This window comes from Polyangiaceae bacterium (assembly GCA_020633205.1).
Taxonomy (GTDB): Bacteria; Myxococcota_A; Polyangia; order Polyangiales; family Polyangiaceae; genus JAHBVY01.
Genome location: JACKEB010000014.1, coordinates 337151 through 351720, shown reverse-complemented (window position 1 = coordinate 351720; position 14570 = coordinate 337151). Strand labels below are relative to the sequence as shown.

13 protein-coding genes are annotated in these 14570 nt (G+C 64.2%); 6 read left to right on the top strand and 7 right to left on the bottom strand.

From position 1 onward, the window contains the following. Positions 1–69: 69 nt before the first annotated feature. Together H6718_21595 and H6718_21590 are read right to left on the bottom strand one after the other, a co-directional pair. Complete coding sequence (locus tag H6718_21595; protein MCB9588015.1) at positions 70–630, bottom strand: DinB family protein; 561 nt, start codon at positions 628–630, stop codon at positions 70–72. A 62-nt stretch (positions 631–692) separates the two neighbouring features. Then, on the bottom strand, positions 693–1583 hold the full coding sequence (locus tag H6718_21590; protein ID MCB9588014.1) for an MBL fold metallo-hydrolase: 891 nt from the start codon (positions 1581–1583) through the stop codon (positions 693–695). 327 nt (positions 1584–1910) lie between these two features. On the opposite strand from H6718_21590, the gene H6718_21585 reads away from it, so the two are divergent. The 3 genes from H6718_21585 to H6718_21575 all read left to right on the top strand — a co-directional run bounded on the left by H6718_21585 (position 1911) and on the right by H6718_21575 (position 6717). Beyond that, positions 1911–4769, top strand: coding sequence for an Hsp70 family protein (locus H6718_21585; protein MCB9588013.1), 2859 nt, complete (start codon positions 1911–1913; stop codon positions 4767–4769). An 86-nt stretch (positions 4770–4855) separates the two neighbouring features. Continuing rightward, positions 4856–5482, top strand: coding sequence for an HAD-IA family hydrolase (locus H6718_21580; GenBank protein ID MCB9588012.1), 627 nt, complete (start codon positions 4856–4858; stop codon positions 5480–5482). A gap of 59 nt (positions 5483–5541) precedes the next feature. Beyond that, positions 5542–6717 (top strand): alanine--glyoxylate aminotransferase family protein, encoded by a 1176-nt coding sequence (locus H6718_21575; GenBank protein ID MCB9588011.1) that lies wholly within the window; start codon positions 5542–5544, stop codon positions 6715–6717. A gap of 9 nt (positions 6718–6726) precedes the next feature. On the opposite strand, the gene H6718_21570 is transcribed toward H6718_21575, so the two are convergent. Continuing rightward, positions 6727–7809: an aldo/keto reductase gene (locus H6718_21570; protein MCB9588010.1), complete on the bottom strand. Its 1083-nt coding sequence runs from the start codon at positions 7807–7809 to the stop codon at positions 6727–6729. 99 nt (positions 7810–7908) lie between these two features. On the opposite strand from H6718_21570, the gene H6718_21565 reads away from it, so the two are divergent. Further along, complete coding sequence (locus H6718_21565) at positions 7909–8829, top strand: LysR family transcriptional regulator (GenBank protein MCB9588009.1); 921 nt, start codon at positions 7909–7911, stop codon at positions 8827–8829. A 22-nt stretch (positions 8830–8851) separates the two neighbouring features. Here H6718_21565 and H6718_21560 read toward each other — a convergent pair whose 3' ends face one another. The 3 genes from H6718_21560 to H6718_21550 all read right to left on the bottom strand — a co-directional run bounded on the left by H6718_21560 (position 8852) and on the right by H6718_21550 (position 12037). Continuing rightward, positions 8852–10114, bottom strand: a complete 1263-nt coding sequence (locus tag H6718_21560) for a serine hydrolase (GenBank protein ID MCB9588008.1) — start codon at positions 10112–10114, stop codon at positions 8852–8854. Positions 10115–10207: 93 nt separating this feature from the next. After that, on the bottom strand, positions 10208–10984 hold the full coding sequence (locus tag H6718_21555; GenBank protein MCB9588007.1) for a response regulator transcription factor: 777 nt from the start codon (positions 10982–10984) through the stop codon (positions 10208–10210). Between the two features lie 6 nt (positions 10985–10990). After that, the gene (locus tag H6718_21550) at positions 10991–12037 is read right to left on the bottom strand and encodes a histidine kinase (GenBank protein MCB9588006.1); all 1047 of its coding nucleotides are present in this window, start codon (positions 12035–12037) and stop codon (positions 10991–10993) included. Positions 12038–12149: 112 nt separating this feature from the next. Between H6718_21550 and H6718_21545 the strand changes: the two genes are divergently transcribed. Beyond that, a complete protein-coding gene (locus H6718_21545; GenBank protein MCB9588005.1) occupies positions 12150–12584 on the top strand; it encodes a DUF4019 domain-containing protein in 435 nt (144 codons plus the stop codon). Between the two features lie 33 nt (positions 12585–12617). On the opposite strand, the gene H6718_21540 is transcribed toward H6718_21545, so the two are convergent. Then, complete coding sequence (locus H6718_21540) at positions 12618–13643, bottom strand: hypothetical protein (protein ID MCB9588004.1); 1026 nt, start codon at positions 13641–13643, stop codon at positions 12618–12620. 386 nt (positions 13644–14029) lie between these two features. On the opposite strand from H6718_21540, the gene H6718_21535 reads away from it, so the two are divergent. Continuing rightward, positions 14030–14545 (top strand): hypothetical protein, encoded by a 516-nt coding sequence (locus H6718_21535; protein ID MCB9588003.1) that lies wholly within the window; start codon positions 14030–14032, stop codon positions 14543–14545. Positions 14546–14570: the final 25 nt, after the last annotated feature.

Below are 14570 nucleotides of genomic sequence, written 5' to 3'. Positions count from 1 at the left end.
ATCGTATCCTGCTAGCGCCCCGCCCGCCAGGCTCCCGCCAGACCGAGGGTGTTGCGGCAAACCCGCTTCTCAGCACCCCCAGATCTGCGCCTCGCTGAGCCCAATCTCCGCAAGCTCCTCGGCCCTGAGGTGCACCTCCCCCGCCATGAAGAACTCATCCAGCTGAGGCGGCTTGACCGAGGTGCCGCTCAGCATCGCGTGGGCCTGCCCCCGATGATGGATCTGGTGCTGAAGCAGGTGCAACAGCGTCCGTGCCACGCAGTCCACCTGCACATGATCCCGTCGCTGCATGCGCACCTCGCGACTCAGATCCTCGGGGCAAAGCCCGGTGCAGAAGCGAATCAAGCGCTGGTCGACGGCGCGCTGCTCCCTGGCCAGGTCCGCAAAATTCGGACACGGGACATCACTCGCGAACGCAGCGAGGCCGAGGTCACCTCCCTCGAGCGCGTCCACGTAGTACCAATCGACGATCAGGTTGTGATTCAGGGTCGCACTGATCGACGGAAAGAAGCTGGTGCGCGAGGCGTCAGCAAACTCCTCGGCACTCAGCTTCTCGCAGGCGACCAACAGCCGGTGATTGGACCAGGCGTTGTTGCAGGCTTGGGCTAGGAACAGACGCGGCGTTTCCACCGCCCCGTCCTAGCCCGGATTGCACCGTGCTCGCAACGACCGCAGCTCGCAACGACCGCAGCTCACATCGCCTTGGGCTCGCCGGCCTCGTCGGTGGGCCGCCGCAGGTTCAGCGGAATCGAGAGGTAGCGGCGACCGTTGGGGTTCTCCGGCGGTAGTTGCCCTGCGGCAATGTTGATCTGCACGCTCGGGTAGAGCAGGCGCGGCGGGTCCAGCGTCGCGTCCCGTGCTTGGCGCGCCTCGACGAAGGCTTCACGCTCGGTGGACTGCTTGAGCTGCGGGTTCTTCGCCTTGCTATCGGCGATGGTGGTCTCACAGCGCAGCGGGCGCCCACCGGGCTGATAGTCGTGGCCAACGAAGACGCGCGTCTCTTCGGGCAGGTTGTACAGCTTACCGTGCACCGAGTCATAGAGGTCCGCAGCGTTGCCGCCAGGAAAATCACAGCGTCCGGTGCCGTAGTCCTCGATGAACAGCGCGTCGCCGGTGAACACCGCGTCGTCGATCAGGTAGCTCACACAAGCCGGCGTATGGCCGGGCGTTGCGATCACCTTGACCTCCAAGCTCCCTGCCTTGATCACCTCATCGTCGGCGGCCAGCTTGTCGAACTGCGAGCCATCCGTCTTGAGCTCACCCAGCGCGAAGATGTCCTTGAACATCGACTGCACCTTCGTGATCTTCTCCCCGATCACCACCTTCGCGTTCAGGTGACGCTTGAGAAACTGCGCGCCGCTCAGGTGGTCGGCGTGAGCGTGGGTCTCGAGGATGTAATGGACGTTGAGCTTGCGCTTCTGAATGAACTCGAGCACGTGGCTCGCGCTCATGGTCTCAGTAGCGACGGTCAGCGGGTTGAAGTCCAGGACCGGATCAATCACGACCGCGTCGTTCGTCTGCTCGTCCCAAACGACGAACGTCAGCGTGAAGGTGGGCTTGTCATAAAACGACTGGATCTGCATGGCTCACTCCTGTTCCCCCGTACTCGTGTGTGAGCTGCTCGGGAGGAAAACGGTTCTTTCAAAGCGCGCCCCTCAGGCGCGAGTGGTTGGTGAGGTAGGGATTGCAGCCGGCGTGCCAGTGACTGACCCCACGGAAATGCCGGAGATCACGGGACTTGCAGCCTCTGAAGAGGCGGCGAGCGCGTTGCAAACACCTGAAACCAGCTGTCCCAGTCGTTTCACGACGTTTCATTGGTTGGGGGTGAGGCGCTCCATTTCGCGCAACGCAATCCCGCCCAAATGGCCTCGCTTCCCCGTTCTGTAAATCGCGCAAACGTTTCGTGCAGCATGTTGCAGTGGGTGAAACATCGCACGACGTCGAACATTTGCTACCTCCCCCCCGTGAGCAAGCAGGGCTGCATCGTTGGCATCGACTTGGGCACCACCCACACCGTGGTGGCGTACTCACTGCTCGCTGAGGACGGCACACCTGGGCCGGTCGAGCTGTTTCGCGTGCCGCAGCTCATCGGCGCCGGCGAAGTCAGCGCGCGGGACCTCTTGCCTTCTTTCCTGTACGCGCCGCTGGATGATGAGCAGGTTGCGGATCCGTGGGGAGATGCACCCTGGGCACTCGGGGAGTACGCACGCAACCGCGGTCGCGAAGTCGTCGGACGCCAGATCGCCTCGGCGAAGAGCTGGCTCTGCCACCCTCGCGTGGACCGCAGCGCGGCTATCTTGCCTTGGGCGAGCGAAGCCGAAGGCTTGACCAAGCTGTCGCCGGTTCAGGCGAGCGCGCGTCTCCTCTCCCATGTGCGGGTTGCTTGGGATCGTGCCCATCCTGAGCTGCCCCTGGACGAGCAGCAGGTGGTGCTGACGGTACCCGCGAGCTTCGATCAAGGCGCACGCGAGCTGACCCTAAGCGCGGCCAGCGCCGCGGGACTCAACGTGCGTCTCCTGGAGGAACCGCAGGCTGCCTTCTATGCCTACTTGGCCGATCGTGGCCAACAGGAGCTGGAGGTACTCAGCCAAGCTGGCGCGGCGCGCATCCTCGTGTGCGACGTGGGTGGCGGGACGACGGACCTGACACTGATCGAAGTCTCGAAGCAGCCAGACGTGTTGAACCTGGAACGGGTCGCCGTCGGCAACCACTTGCTCCTCGGCGGCGACAACATCGACCTCACCCTGGCGCACTTGCTGGAAAAGCGCCTCGCGGAGCAGCTGAAAGGCGAGGCCCTGGACCCGGGTCGCTTTGCGCAGCTGGTGATGGCTTGCCGCGCGGCAAAGGAACAGCTCCTCGGCCCCGAGGCTCCGAACGAAGCCCCGATTCGCCTCTTGGGGCGTGGAAGCGCCCTGCTTGGCAATACGCTCAAGGCCACGCTGTCCCGGGAAGAGGTACAAGGCGTGCTATTCGATGGCTTCCTGCCGGAGGCGCCGCTCAGCGTGCGGCCCAAGCGCGGACGCGGCGGCTTGGTGGCCTTTGGGTTGCCCTACGAGGCCGACCCAGCCATCACCCATCACGTCGCCTGGTTCCTCACGCGCCACTCGAAAGACGGCGACATCCAGCTCCCGAGCGCTTTGCTGTTCAACGGTGGTCTGTTCCGCGCGAAATCAGCACGCGCACGCCTGCAGCAAGTGTTCGAGGGCTGGGCCGCACAGCCTGTGAGTGTGCTCAGTGAGTCGGATCCAGATCGCGCCGTGGCGCGTGGGGCGGTGGTGTATGGCCTCGCGCTGCGCGGCGAAGGGCCGCGCATCGGCGGCGGCTCGGCGCGCGGCTACTACATCGGGGCGGCGAGTGAAGATCCGTCCAAGCGCCGCGCCATCTGCGTGATCCCGAAGGGGGCGAAGGAAGGCGAAGCTCACCGCGCGGCGGCTCACCCTCTGAGCCTGTTGCTTGGCCAAGCCGTGCGCTTTGACCTGTATGCCTCGGATGACGCGAGCGTTCATGCGCCAGGGAGCCTGGTCGACATCGACGAGGCGCGCTTCATTCGCTTGCCACCCGTCTCCAACGCCTTCGAGGCGGACGCAGACAAGGCACGGGAAATCCGCGTCGAGCTTCAGGGGGAGCTGTCCGCCATTGGCACGCTCGAGCTGGCTTGCGAGGAACAAGTCGAGACGAACCCCAGGCGCTACGCCCTGGCCTTCGACCTACGCGGCCCGGTAGAAGCCGAAGGACCCAAGGAATCGCTTCCTCCGGGATCCATTCCGCCTCAGAGTCGGCGCTCCCAGTTGCCAGGAGACCCGCGCTTCGAACAGGCGACGGATGCCATCGATCGCGTCTTTGGCAAGGGGCGCACCGACGTCAAGGCGCGGGAAACCAAGGACCTGGTGCGCGACCTGGAGAAGCTCCTCGGAGAGCGCAAGAGCTGGACCCCGGAGACCAACCGCGCGCTCTTCGACAAGCTGATCAAGGACGCAGGCGCCCGCAAACGCTCAGCGGATCACGAGCGCATCTTCTGGCTACTGGCCGGCTTCTGTCTGCGTCCAGGGTTCGGCTACCCGGGCGATGAGCAACGCATCAACCGCGTGGCCAAGCTCATCCCCGCGGGCTTGATATTCCACGCAGAAAGTCGCAACTGGCAATCGCTGTGGGTCGCTTGGCGTCGGCTGTGCGGCGGATTACCGGAGGAGGCGCAAATCGCGATCCGCGACCTGGTGGATCCATTCCTCGCGCCCGCCGAAGAGAAGTTGAAGAAGCCGAAGAAGCTCCGCCCGACGAACCCGGTGGAGATGCTGGAGCTCGCATCCTCGCTGGAACGTCTGCCTCCAGAGCGGCGCGCCGACTTGGGGCGCTGGATCTTGGAGCGCACCTGGACGGATCGCGATCCGCGGCTGTGGGAGGCCCTGAGCCGCATCGGCGCGCGTAACCCGATGTACGCCAGCGCCCATCACGTCGTGCCGACCCGCACCATCGAGCGCTGGCTCGATCACATGACCCGAGAGAAGTGGGAAGAAGTGCCTGCGGCCGCCCACGCCGCGGTATCCCTCGGGCGCGTCACCGGCGATCGCAGCCGCGACATCGGAGAGGCAGCCAGGGAGTCCATCGTCCAGCGCCTGGAGAAGGCCGCAAAAGCCGGCATGCCTGTCGAGCCAGAACAGCTCGCCGAATGGACCCGCGCCCTGCGCGAGTTCGTGCCGGCGACTGCGGGTGACCAAGCGGCGTTCTACGGAGAAGAGCTGCCCGCTGGGCTGCGCCTGGTGAACGGCTGACCTCCCCCCCAAACCCCCGAGCAACGTCACACTCCGGAAACGGTCACGCGCTAGCCTCACACTTCCCGCAGACAGCGTGCTACCAGATGGCGACCTTGGCAGTAGACAGCTCGCGCGAATACGACGCTTGGCTCGTAGATCTGGACGGTACGCTGTATCGGCCGAAGCCCCTCAAGCTGATGATGGCGCTCAGCCTGGTGCTGTTTGGCTTTCGCCACGTGAAGCTCCTGCGGCGCTTTCGGCATGAACACGAGGCCCTGCGCGAACACCTGACCGAGCCGGTGGAGAGCCCCTTCGCGATCCAGCTCGAGCGCACTGCGTCTGCAACCAAACGCCCTGTGGACGAGGTGCGCGGGATCATCACGGACTGGATGGTGGCGAGGCCGGGACGCTTCATCCGCTGGTTTCGTCGCCAGAGCCTGCTAGACGAAATACAGCGTTTCCACGCGGATGGCGGAAAGACAGCGCTCGTGAGCGACTACCCGGCGCAGCTCAAGCTCGAAGCACTGGGCGCCGTGGAGCTCTTCGATGTGGTGATCGCCAACGGCGAGCCCGACGGACCGAGTCGCCTCAAGCCGTGGCCTGATGGCTACCTCAAGGCCGCAGAGCGTCTCGGCGTGGATGCGAAGCGCTGCTTGGTGATTGGCGATCGCGACGACGCCGATGGTGCCGCAGCGCGCTATGCCGGCATGGGCTTTCGCCTCGTACGCTGACTCAGCTCGTCGAGCGCGAGCGCTTGCCTTCCCAGGGCAAACCGGGGAAGGCTCGCAGCATGCAGCAGCTGACACCTCCGACTCGCGTCCTGATGGGGCCCGGACCTTCGCCCGTGCCTGCAAGCGTGCTGAACGCCTTGAGCAAGCCCACCGTCGGGCACCTGGACCCGTACTTTCTCCAGGTGATGGACGAAGTACGCGAGATGCTGCGCGGCGCCTTCAACACCAAGAATCGCCTGACGTTTCCCATGAGCGGTACCGGTTCCGCGGGGATGGAAACCTGCTTCGTGAACCTGGTGGAGCCAGGCACGCGCGTCTTGGTGGGAGTGAACGGTGTTTTCGGCACACGCATGGTGGAGGTGGCGAAACGCTGCGGCGCCGAAGTCAGCGTTGTTGAGCAGACCTGGGGCCGCGCCCTCACCAAAGAGCAACTGCTCGCGGCAGCTGGCGGCAAGTCGTTCGATATCCTGGCTGTGGTGCACGCTGAGACCTCGACCGGCGTGCTGCAAGACCTGGCGCCGATGCGCGAGGTCGCAAACGAGCTTGGCGCGTTGCTCTTGGTGGACGCCGTGACCTCTCTTGGCGGCTCCCACATCGACCTGGACAAGCACGGGGTAGACGCCATCTACTCCGGCACCCAGAAGTGCTTGTCTTGCCCGCCAGGACTCGCGCCGATCAGTTTCTCGGCGAAGGCGGAGGAGCGCCTTGCCGCACGAAAACAACCCGTGCAGAGCTGGTACCTGGATCTGAGCCTGATCGCCAGCTACTGGGGTCAGGCGCGCGCGTACCATCACACGGCGCCCATCAACATGATGTACGCCTTGCACGAGGCGCTGCGCTTGACCCTGGATGAGGGGCTGGAAGAGCGCGTTGCTCGCCACCAGCGCCACTCGAGTGCGCTCAAGGCCGGGCTCGAGGCCATGGGCCTGTCGCTCGCGGTGCCCGAGGCGGAGCGACTCCCCCAGCTGACGAGCGTGAACATCCCGGAAGGCGTCGATGACGCGAAGCTCCGTAGTCAGCTGCTGCACGACTTCGGCTTGGAGATCGGCGGTGGACTGGGACCGCTCAAGGGCAAGACCTGGCGCATCGGGCTCATGGGTGCTGGTGCCACGCGGAATCATGTCACCACCTGCCTCAGCGCGCTGCTCGCCGCCCTCGGCAACCAGGGCGTCGCGCCCAAGGGTGATCCGCTGGGCGCCGCAGCGGACGCCTACGCTGCTCAGCGCGCCGAGTAGCAGGACTGCTCAACGCGCAAGGTAGCGCGGCGGCTTTCGAGCAACGTCCGCGGTGTGGATCATGCTCTGGATCTCCCCCTCAAAGAAGCTGTAGGGGAAGCTCTGGGGTAGCGCACTCACCGCGTCCAGGCGCTGCCGCAGCTCCGTGGGGATGTCGAAGTCCAGCGCCCCGAGATTGTCTTCGAGTTGGCTGAGCTTGGTGGCACCCACGAGCACCGACGCCACGCCTGGTCGATTCGCCACCCAGTTCAGCGCCACTTGCGCCATCGAGTGGCCCAGCGCGTCGCTCACCTGCTCGAGCTCGGCCACGATGCGCCAGTTCCTCTCTTGCTTCAGCTTGGTGAAGCCCGGGTTGGTGGAGTCCTGCATCACCTGGAGGCGACCCTCGGTGGATGGTGCCGCGCCGTCTTTTGCGCGATACTTCCCGCTCAGCATCCCGCTGCCCAGCGGGCTCCACACCATCACGCCCATGCCGAGTTCGGTTCCGAGCGGAATGAACTCGCGCTCGATATGGCGTTCGACGAGGGAGTACTCGAGCTGCAGCGCACTCAAGCGCTCGTAACCACGCGCCTCGGCCAGCGTCTGGCCACGCGCCGCATACCACGCCGGAGTATTCGAGAGCCCGACGTGGCGCACCTTTCCCGCGCGAACCAAGTCGTCGAAGGTGCGCATCACCTCTTCGACCGGCGTCACGCCGTCCCAAGTGTGAAGCAGGTAGAGGTCGATGTAGTCCGTCTTGAGACGGCGTAATGATCCTTCAACCGCGCGCAAGAGGTTCTTGCGACCGTTGCCGCCCGCGTTGGGGTTACCCGGTTCCGCGTTGTACGAGAACTTGGTGGCCAGCACGACGCGGTCACGCAGCTTGCGTTCGCTGATCATCTCACCCAGCCACTGTTCGCTGGTGCCGCCGGTGTAGAGGTCCGCGGTGTCGATGAAGTTGCCGCCGCGCTCCAGGTACAGGGACAGCATTTGCTCCGCGGTCTCGCGGTTTGTGCCCCAGCCCCACTCGGTGCCGAAGGTCATGGCGCCCAGCGCCAGGGGGCTCACGCGTAAGCCGGTGTTTCCGAGGGTGAAGTAGCGGTTCAAGGTCATGTGGATCTCCTCTCGATGGCTGACCCAGTGACTGTGCACCCTGCAATGCGTTCTGATAATCGCCTGCTGATTGCATGCATTATGAAGTAGAGTTTCACAATGCAGGAGCTGAGCGCCACGCGGGACCTCTTGAGGCACCTACCGGTGGTGCTCAGCGTCGCGCAAAAGCGGAGCTTCACCGCGGCCGCGCGGGAGCTTGGGATGACGCCTTCCGCCGTCTCTCACGCCGTGCGCCAGGTGGAGAGCGGCCTCGGCGTCGCTCTGTTTGCGCGCACGACCCGCAGCGTTTCCCTCACGGAAGCGGGCCATGGTTTTGTCGCGGCGGCCGAGCCGGCGTTGACTGGCCTGGGTGAAGAGCTCGAGCTGTTGCGGCTCGCCGCTTCGGGAGAAGCCACCGGGCTGCTGCGCCTGAATGTTCCCCGCGTGGCGCTCCCGTTGACCGTCACTCCGCTCGCGCTTGAGCTCGGGCGAAAGCACTCCAAGGTTCAGCTGGAGATCTTCATCGACGATGGCTTGTCAGACATCGTCGCCCAGGGTTTCGACGCTGGGGTGCGCCTCGGTGAGATGGTTCAGCAAGACATGGTCGCGGTTCGGCTGACACCGCCTCTGGAAGCCATCGTCGTGGGGAGCCCGACGTATTTCCGTACGCATCCACCTCCGAAGACGCTGTCTGACCTCGCGCAGCACCAGTGCATTGGCTACCGGGAAGTCAGCGGGGGCGGCCTTTACCGTTGGGAGTTTCAGGAAGCAGGCGACGATCGGCGTGTCGAAGTGCGCGGCTCACTGGTGGTCAATGACGCCTTGTATGCAGCCGAGCTCGCCGAGGCAGGCCAGGGCCTCGCCTACTTGTTTGCGCCCTTGGTCGAGCGCCAGCTCGCCTGCGGCTCGTTGATGCGTGTGCTGCCGGAGTACAGCATCGTCGAGAGCGGGTTGTTTCTTTATTTTCCCCAGAGAATTTCTACTGCGCCCAAGATGCGCGCGCTCCTCGAGTGCGTGCGGTGCTTGCAGCCGCCACAGTAACCGCAGCTAGCCGCACGTCGCGTCACTTCGCGGCTGGCCACGGCAGCTCGGACCACGCCAGCCAACGCATCGCTACCGGTTCGCTCGCGAAGTTCGCGCCCGCGTTGTTGACCAGCACGAGCGCTAGATCTTCAGTCGGCCAGATCACGGTGTGCGCATCGAAGCCATCCAGGCTGCCCTCGTGAGCCAGAAGTGGCTTGCCGTTGTAGCTCGCAACGACCCAGCCCATGGCGTAGTCGCCGTTCGGCGTGTGCAGCTTGTCGAAGCTGCCTTGGCTCAGGAGCTCTGGATCTTCACGACGCGCCCGCAGGTGGAGCTGGACGAAGCGTGCGTAGTCGAGCAGCGAGAAGCTGAAGTTGCCTGCAGTGCTCAGCCCGAGGGGCATCGAGACGTCAGTGGGCGGGTGCTCTTGCAAGGGTCCGGTGATCGACCAATGGGCCCAGGGCTGCTCTGCTTCGGTGCTCGCGGGCCAGCTGAGCCACGCCTTGGACTGCATCCCCAGAGGTTGCACGAGGCGCGAGTCGAGGAGCTCTTCGTAGGTCATACCGCTGGCGCGTTCGAGGATCGCACCCACGAGGCCATAGCCGGCGTTCGAGTAGTTGAACTCACCGATGGGGGTCGCCGGTGGCTGCTGGATCAGCCACTCCGCGAACTTCTGGCGATCGTCGGCGACATCCGTGGGGATGACGTTGATGGACAAACGGCTGGTGTAGGCTGCGATGCCAGCGCGGTGCTGGAGCAACATCTCGAGGGTGACGTCCGCCAGCCCTAGGTCGATACCCGTTACCTCGGGGAATAAGTCGCTGAGCTTGGCGTCGAACTCTAGCTTGCCGTCTTCCACCAGCATCGCGCACAGCGTGGCGGTCATGGCCTTGACGTTGGAGCCGATGTGCCAGTGGTCATCCAGCGTCGCCAGATCCGGCTGACTGAGGCGCCTCACACCGCTCACCCCTTGATCGACGATGCCGCCTGAGCGGAGCACCACGCCAGCGAGCGCCGGTAGACCGATCTCGGTCTGCGCTGTTTCGATGAGGCTCTGGAGATCGGCTGTGGCTTGCCCGGCGGTGCCTCCCGTTTCGGTTCCGCCGCTGCCCGCAGCTCCACTGGCTCCACCGGTGCCCGCGCTACTTCCGGCGCTGCCCCCCTCACCCCCAATCCCTGCGGAACCTGCCGTGGACGAACCGGCGCTCCCGCCCGCGCCAGACGCGCTGTCATCATCGGAGCAACCGACTCCGAGGAGTGACACCAGCAAACAGAGACTGCCAACTTTCGCGATGCGCAACATGGGTCCGAGTTTGCAGGATCTTTTGTGGCGTTCCACCGCTTCAGGCCAAGCGGAGCCCTCGTTGGATGAGCGGCTCCGTACCCGGATGAGTGGTCACACCCCGAGTCGACTCCGAAGCTCCGTCGCCCGCCGACGGCTGAGCTGCACGGCGCGTGGCCAGCCTTGCAGCGTGACGCTGTGACTCGACGAGCTCTCCCGGGTGATCTCGCGAATGAAGCTCACGTTCACGATCGTCGAGCGATGGACGCGCACGAACTGACGCTCCGGCAGTTGCTGCTCCCACACCAGCAGCGGCTTGAGCACCAACACGCTCACTCCACCCTGCAGTCCGATCTCGGTGTAGTTCCCCGCGGCTTGAATCAACACCACCTCGCTCACCCGAACGAAGCGCGCCTTTCCACCTTCTTCACAGAAAATCAGGTCCTCTGGTGAGAGCTTCGAAAGCTCCGTTGCCGGCGCAGTCAGAGCCGCTCCCCCCACGCCCGTGGACGGCGTTTCTACCCGAGATTTTGGGGGTGAGGTGCGCTGCTTTGCGCGGTCGAGCGCCGACTGCAAACGTTCCAGCGCGACCGGCTTCATCAAGTAGTCGAGGGCGTTCACTTCGAAGGCGCGCACGGCGTAGGAGTCATACGCCGTCACGAAGATGACCGGGGGCAGCTCGAGCTGCCCGGCGCGCTCGAATAGCTCGAAGCCAGTTTCCCCGCGGAGCTGAATGTCGAGAAACACCAGGTCGAAGCGCTCTTGCGTGAGCGCGTCGATGGCGTCCTTCAGGCTGCTCGCCTCCTCGCACTCGGAGACGCCGAGGTGACCGAGCAGGCCTCGCAGCGCACGACGGCTCAGCCGCTCATCATCGACAATCAAGGCCTTCATGCAGGGTCACTTCGGAAGCTCAGGTCTGAGGCTCAAGCTCACGCGCACCCACTCTCCATCGGCATCGGTGGTGAGGGAGTAGCGCCCAGGATACTCGGCGGCGAGACGCTGTTCCACGTTGGCTAGGCCTTTGCGGGTGCCGGGCACGCTCGCGTCTTCGAGCCAGCGCCCGGTGTTCGCGACCTCGACCCACAAGGCGCCGTCCTCGAAGCTGGCGCTCAGCTTGATCCTCAGCGGCGTGGGGCTCGTGCGCTGCCCGTACTTGATCGCGTTATCGACCAACGGCAAGAGCAAAAACGCGGGCACTTCCTGCACACCGGCAGCCTCCGAGATGGCGTAGGTCACGACCAGATCGCTCTCGAAACGCACTTGTTCAATCCCGAGGTAGGCGACGATGGCTTCGATCTCCTGCTGGAGCGTGACCCGGCTCGCTTCCTCATTGCTGGGCAAGAGGGAGTAGCGAAGGAAGTCGGCGAGCTGAGTCACCACCTGGCGCGTCTTCTCTGGATCCTCCGTGGCTAGCGCGCCGATGCTGTTGAGCGCGTTGAACAGGAAGTGCGGGTTGAGCTGATAACGGAGCGCCTCGAGCTGAGCTCGCTGTGCCGTACGCTCCACCTCCACCAAACTTTGTTGTTGGCCGCGTAGGCGAGTGCGCTGCTCGAGCAGGAGCAGCACGACCAAGAGCCCCAGTAAAATCCCCGGAAACGCCAGGGGTGAGTCGAGGCGCGCCTCCTGGCTCGGCGCCAAGAAGAGGTAACTCGTGTAGGAAGACAAGAACGGGTCCGCCATTTCCTCGAGGATTGACCCACCGATCCCCCACAACAGGGAGAGCAGGGTCGCGAGCACCACGAGCCCAGCGAAGCCACGTGGGCGCTTCACACGTGGCACCAGCCAAGCCAGCGGGAGACTCGAGAAGAAGCCGGAGAGCGTCCAAGCCAGACTGCGTCGTGCTGCGACGTCCTCGAAGGGCAGAAACTCGAGCAACGAAAAGAAGTGGAGCAACCCAAAGGCCGTCCACCACACGCCGATCACGAGCCAGGTCGAACGCGACACTGTTCGCAGCTGAGCATCCGCCAGGCGCGAGCGCTGGGACGCTGTGACGAGCGGCGCCAGCAGAGGACGAGTGGTAGCGCCCAGGTGCACGTTCCCGGCTAGCCTGTGTGCGGTGAAGTCCGTGGTGCGTCGCTTCTGGCTCGTTGCCTTGTTGCTGGCTTGCGCGGGCTGCCACCAGGCGCCACCGAAGGAGCACCCGGCAGACATCGCCGCGCGCGAGTGGCTCGCGCTGCTCGACGCCCATCGCTACTCCGAGACATGGTCAGCAGGCTCTGAGTGGCTGAGGGTGAGCGTCTCGGAGCAAGGCTGGACCGCCGCATTGCGCCAGGTGCACGCTCAGAGCGGTGAGCTGAAACGCCGCGACTTGCACGCGCTGCGAAGTACGAAGTTGATCAAGAATCTCCTCGAACCCGGAGAGTTCGTGATTGTGCAGTACGCTAGCGAGTACGCAGCGTTGCCAGGTGTCGAGACCCTCGTACTCCGACATGAAGGAGACACCTGGCGAGTCACAGGTTACCGTGTGGAACCAAGGATGCCGTGGGACTAGGGCGCCGTTGTACTAGGGCGCCGTGGGACGGAATCAGCCACTGGTGTTGATCAGCTTGAAGGTCACCGCCGGGAACATCGCGTTCTGAGTCTTGAACACCAGCCCCCCGTCGAACAGCTTCGGGCCAGGTTTGACCGATGTGTAGGAAGCGGCGAAGCGCGTCGTGGACTGCTGCCCGTTGACATAGAGCATGATGTCGATGCCGCTGCCGGTGACCAGGTCCGAGCTGCGGATGTTGATCGACGAGCGCTGCGCCGGCGGGATGAAGTTGTAGAACTTGCCGGAGCGCCCGGGCGCGCGCTGCGCCTGGGAACAGTAGTACTGCGTCGTGCGCGTTTGACGAATGCACACCTGAACGGTGGTGCCCTGGGGCGCGTCCACCATCGTCATCTGCATGGTCTCGAAGCGCCAGGTCGCCGTCGGGTTCATCTCGCAGCGCCCCGAAGCGTTGCAGCGGGTGCCAGCAAAGTTGCAGTCACTGCACTCGGCGACGGGCGGTGCCGCGGCGGGTACGAAGGTCCCGGGCGCCGTGGAGACTCCAAGCACTCCCGCCATCTCCGCAGAGTCGACGAGAATCCCTGAGGCAACATCAGGCGTCACGGCTACGCTTTGGTTTGCTCCACCGTTGAACTTCTTCAACTGGCGGAACATCGAGCCACGATGGAAGTACCCACGCGTTTCCTCGCGGGTACCATCCGTACGGTTCGTGATGTCCAAAGCGAAGATCAGCTGTCCCGTCGGGGAGTAGAGGTACTCCTGGTAAGGGTTACCGCCACGGATGATCTTACGCAGGACGTCGCCGTCGAAGTAGCCAAGCACGCTGGCACCTCTCGAGTCACGACCGCTCACTGCGCGGAGCTCACGCCGCGTCGCGCGGTTGTTGATGTCCGTGTATTGCGCGGCGACCCACTGGACGCTGGGAGAGTCGGGTTCGCTCGCGCTGCTCACGTCGATCGATGCGCCTGAACCGAAAGTGTCGCCTAGATCCAGCCGATCACAGCCACTGGTGAACACGAGAGCGAGCAATGCCGCCATCCCTAGACCCAACGTTCTCTTCATCACGTCCTCCAGCAGTTCCGCCGACGCCCTTGTTGTGTCGCGCAGCGCGCGCCAAGACCGCGAACAGACGACATTGAACATTACCGTGGGGAGCCCGAGTTCTCCCTATTCAAATCAAGTTTCACCGCATAAAATTAGGAGTATCCGTTCGAGCTAGGTCGTAGTCACATGCCGGTTCCGTGAAGCAACGGATGCGCTCGCCTGCCGCTTCCGTCACTTGACCAAGCTCACGTGTTCACCTCGGTCGGTCCCATGGGTCAGATGACGGACTCAGAAGCATTCGCGGTCGATGGGAAGGAACTGGCCTACCTCGGCGTCTAGCAGAGTACACTCACCGCCCTGAACGAAAGCGACAGGACCTTCAGCCTGAGCTTCGAGGAGGAGTCATGCAGAGACGAACCGCTTACCTCGTACTACTCGTAGGCGCTTGGTTGACCCTGGGATGCAACGACAAGGCGAAGGGCGGAGACGAGATCGCGACGCCTGATCCGTCGGCGGTAGCCAAGCTGCTGGAGACCGCCAGTGCCCTGCCCGCTTCGTCAGGCGGAAGTGCGCCGGCGTCGAGCGCGCCTGCCGCGGCGCCGGTTGCCACTGAGGTCACCTTCGAGGGATTAGGCAAGGCCCTGCCAGGCCCGGCGATCCTGAAGTTCAACGCGACCGTGATTGAACACTCGAAGTGCGAGTCGGGGCAAGACGGCACGCCCTGCCTGAAGTACATCGTCGTCTCGGAGCGATCCGAAGGTCCGTTCGACAAGGCGAAAGATTACGTCGTCCTGACTCCTGGCGATCCGGCTCAATATCCGCTCGGCAAGAAGCACGAGTTCAGCGTCACCGTGACCCCCAAGAAGGAAATCGGCGGTAAGTTGAACGATCTGCGGCTCGTCTACGCAAGCGCACTCTAAGTCTGCGAGACAGGCTGACAGGACA

Bases quoted from the DNA above. Each gene is read 5' to 3' on its own strand.
- H6718_21590 (MCB9588014.1), bottom strand. From the start codon at position 1,583: ATGCAGATCCAGTCGTTTTATGACAAGCCCACCTTCACGCTGACGTTC.
- H6718_21585 (MCB9588013.1), top strand. From the start codon at position 1,911: ATGTTGCAGTGGGTGAAACATCGCACGACGTCGAACATTTGCTACCTC.
- H6718_21580 (MCB9588012.1), top strand. From the start codon at position 4,856: ATGGCGACCTTGGCAGTAGACAGCTCGCGCGAATACGACGCTTGGCTC.
- H6718_21575 (MCB9588011.1), top strand. From the start codon at position 5,542: ATGCAGCAGCTGACACCTCCGACTCGCGTCCTGATGGGGCCCGGACCT.
- H6718_21570 (MCB9588010.1), bottom strand. From the start codon at position 7,809: ATGACCTTGAACCGCTACTTCACCCTCGGAAACACCGGCTTACGCGTG.
- H6718_21565 (MCB9588009.1), top strand. From the start codon at position 7,909: ATGCAGGAGCTGAGCGCCACGCGGGACCTCTTGAGGCACCTACCGGTG.
- H6718_21560 (MCB9588008.1), bottom strand. From the start codon at position 10,114: ATGTTGCGCATCGCGAAAGTTGGCAGTCTCTGTTTGCTGGTGTCACTC.
- H6718_21555 (MCB9588007.1), bottom strand. From the start codon at position 10,984: ATGAAGGCCTTGATTGTCGATGATGAGCGGCTGAGCCGTCGTGCGCTG.
- H6718_21540 (MCB9588004.1), bottom strand. From the start codon at position 13,643: ATGAAGAGAACGTTGGGTCTAGGGATGGCGGCATTGCTCGCTCTCGTG.
- H6718_21535 (MCB9588003.1), top strand. From the start codon at position 14,030: ATGCAGAGACGAACCGCTTACCTCGTACTACTCGTAGGCGCTTGGTTG.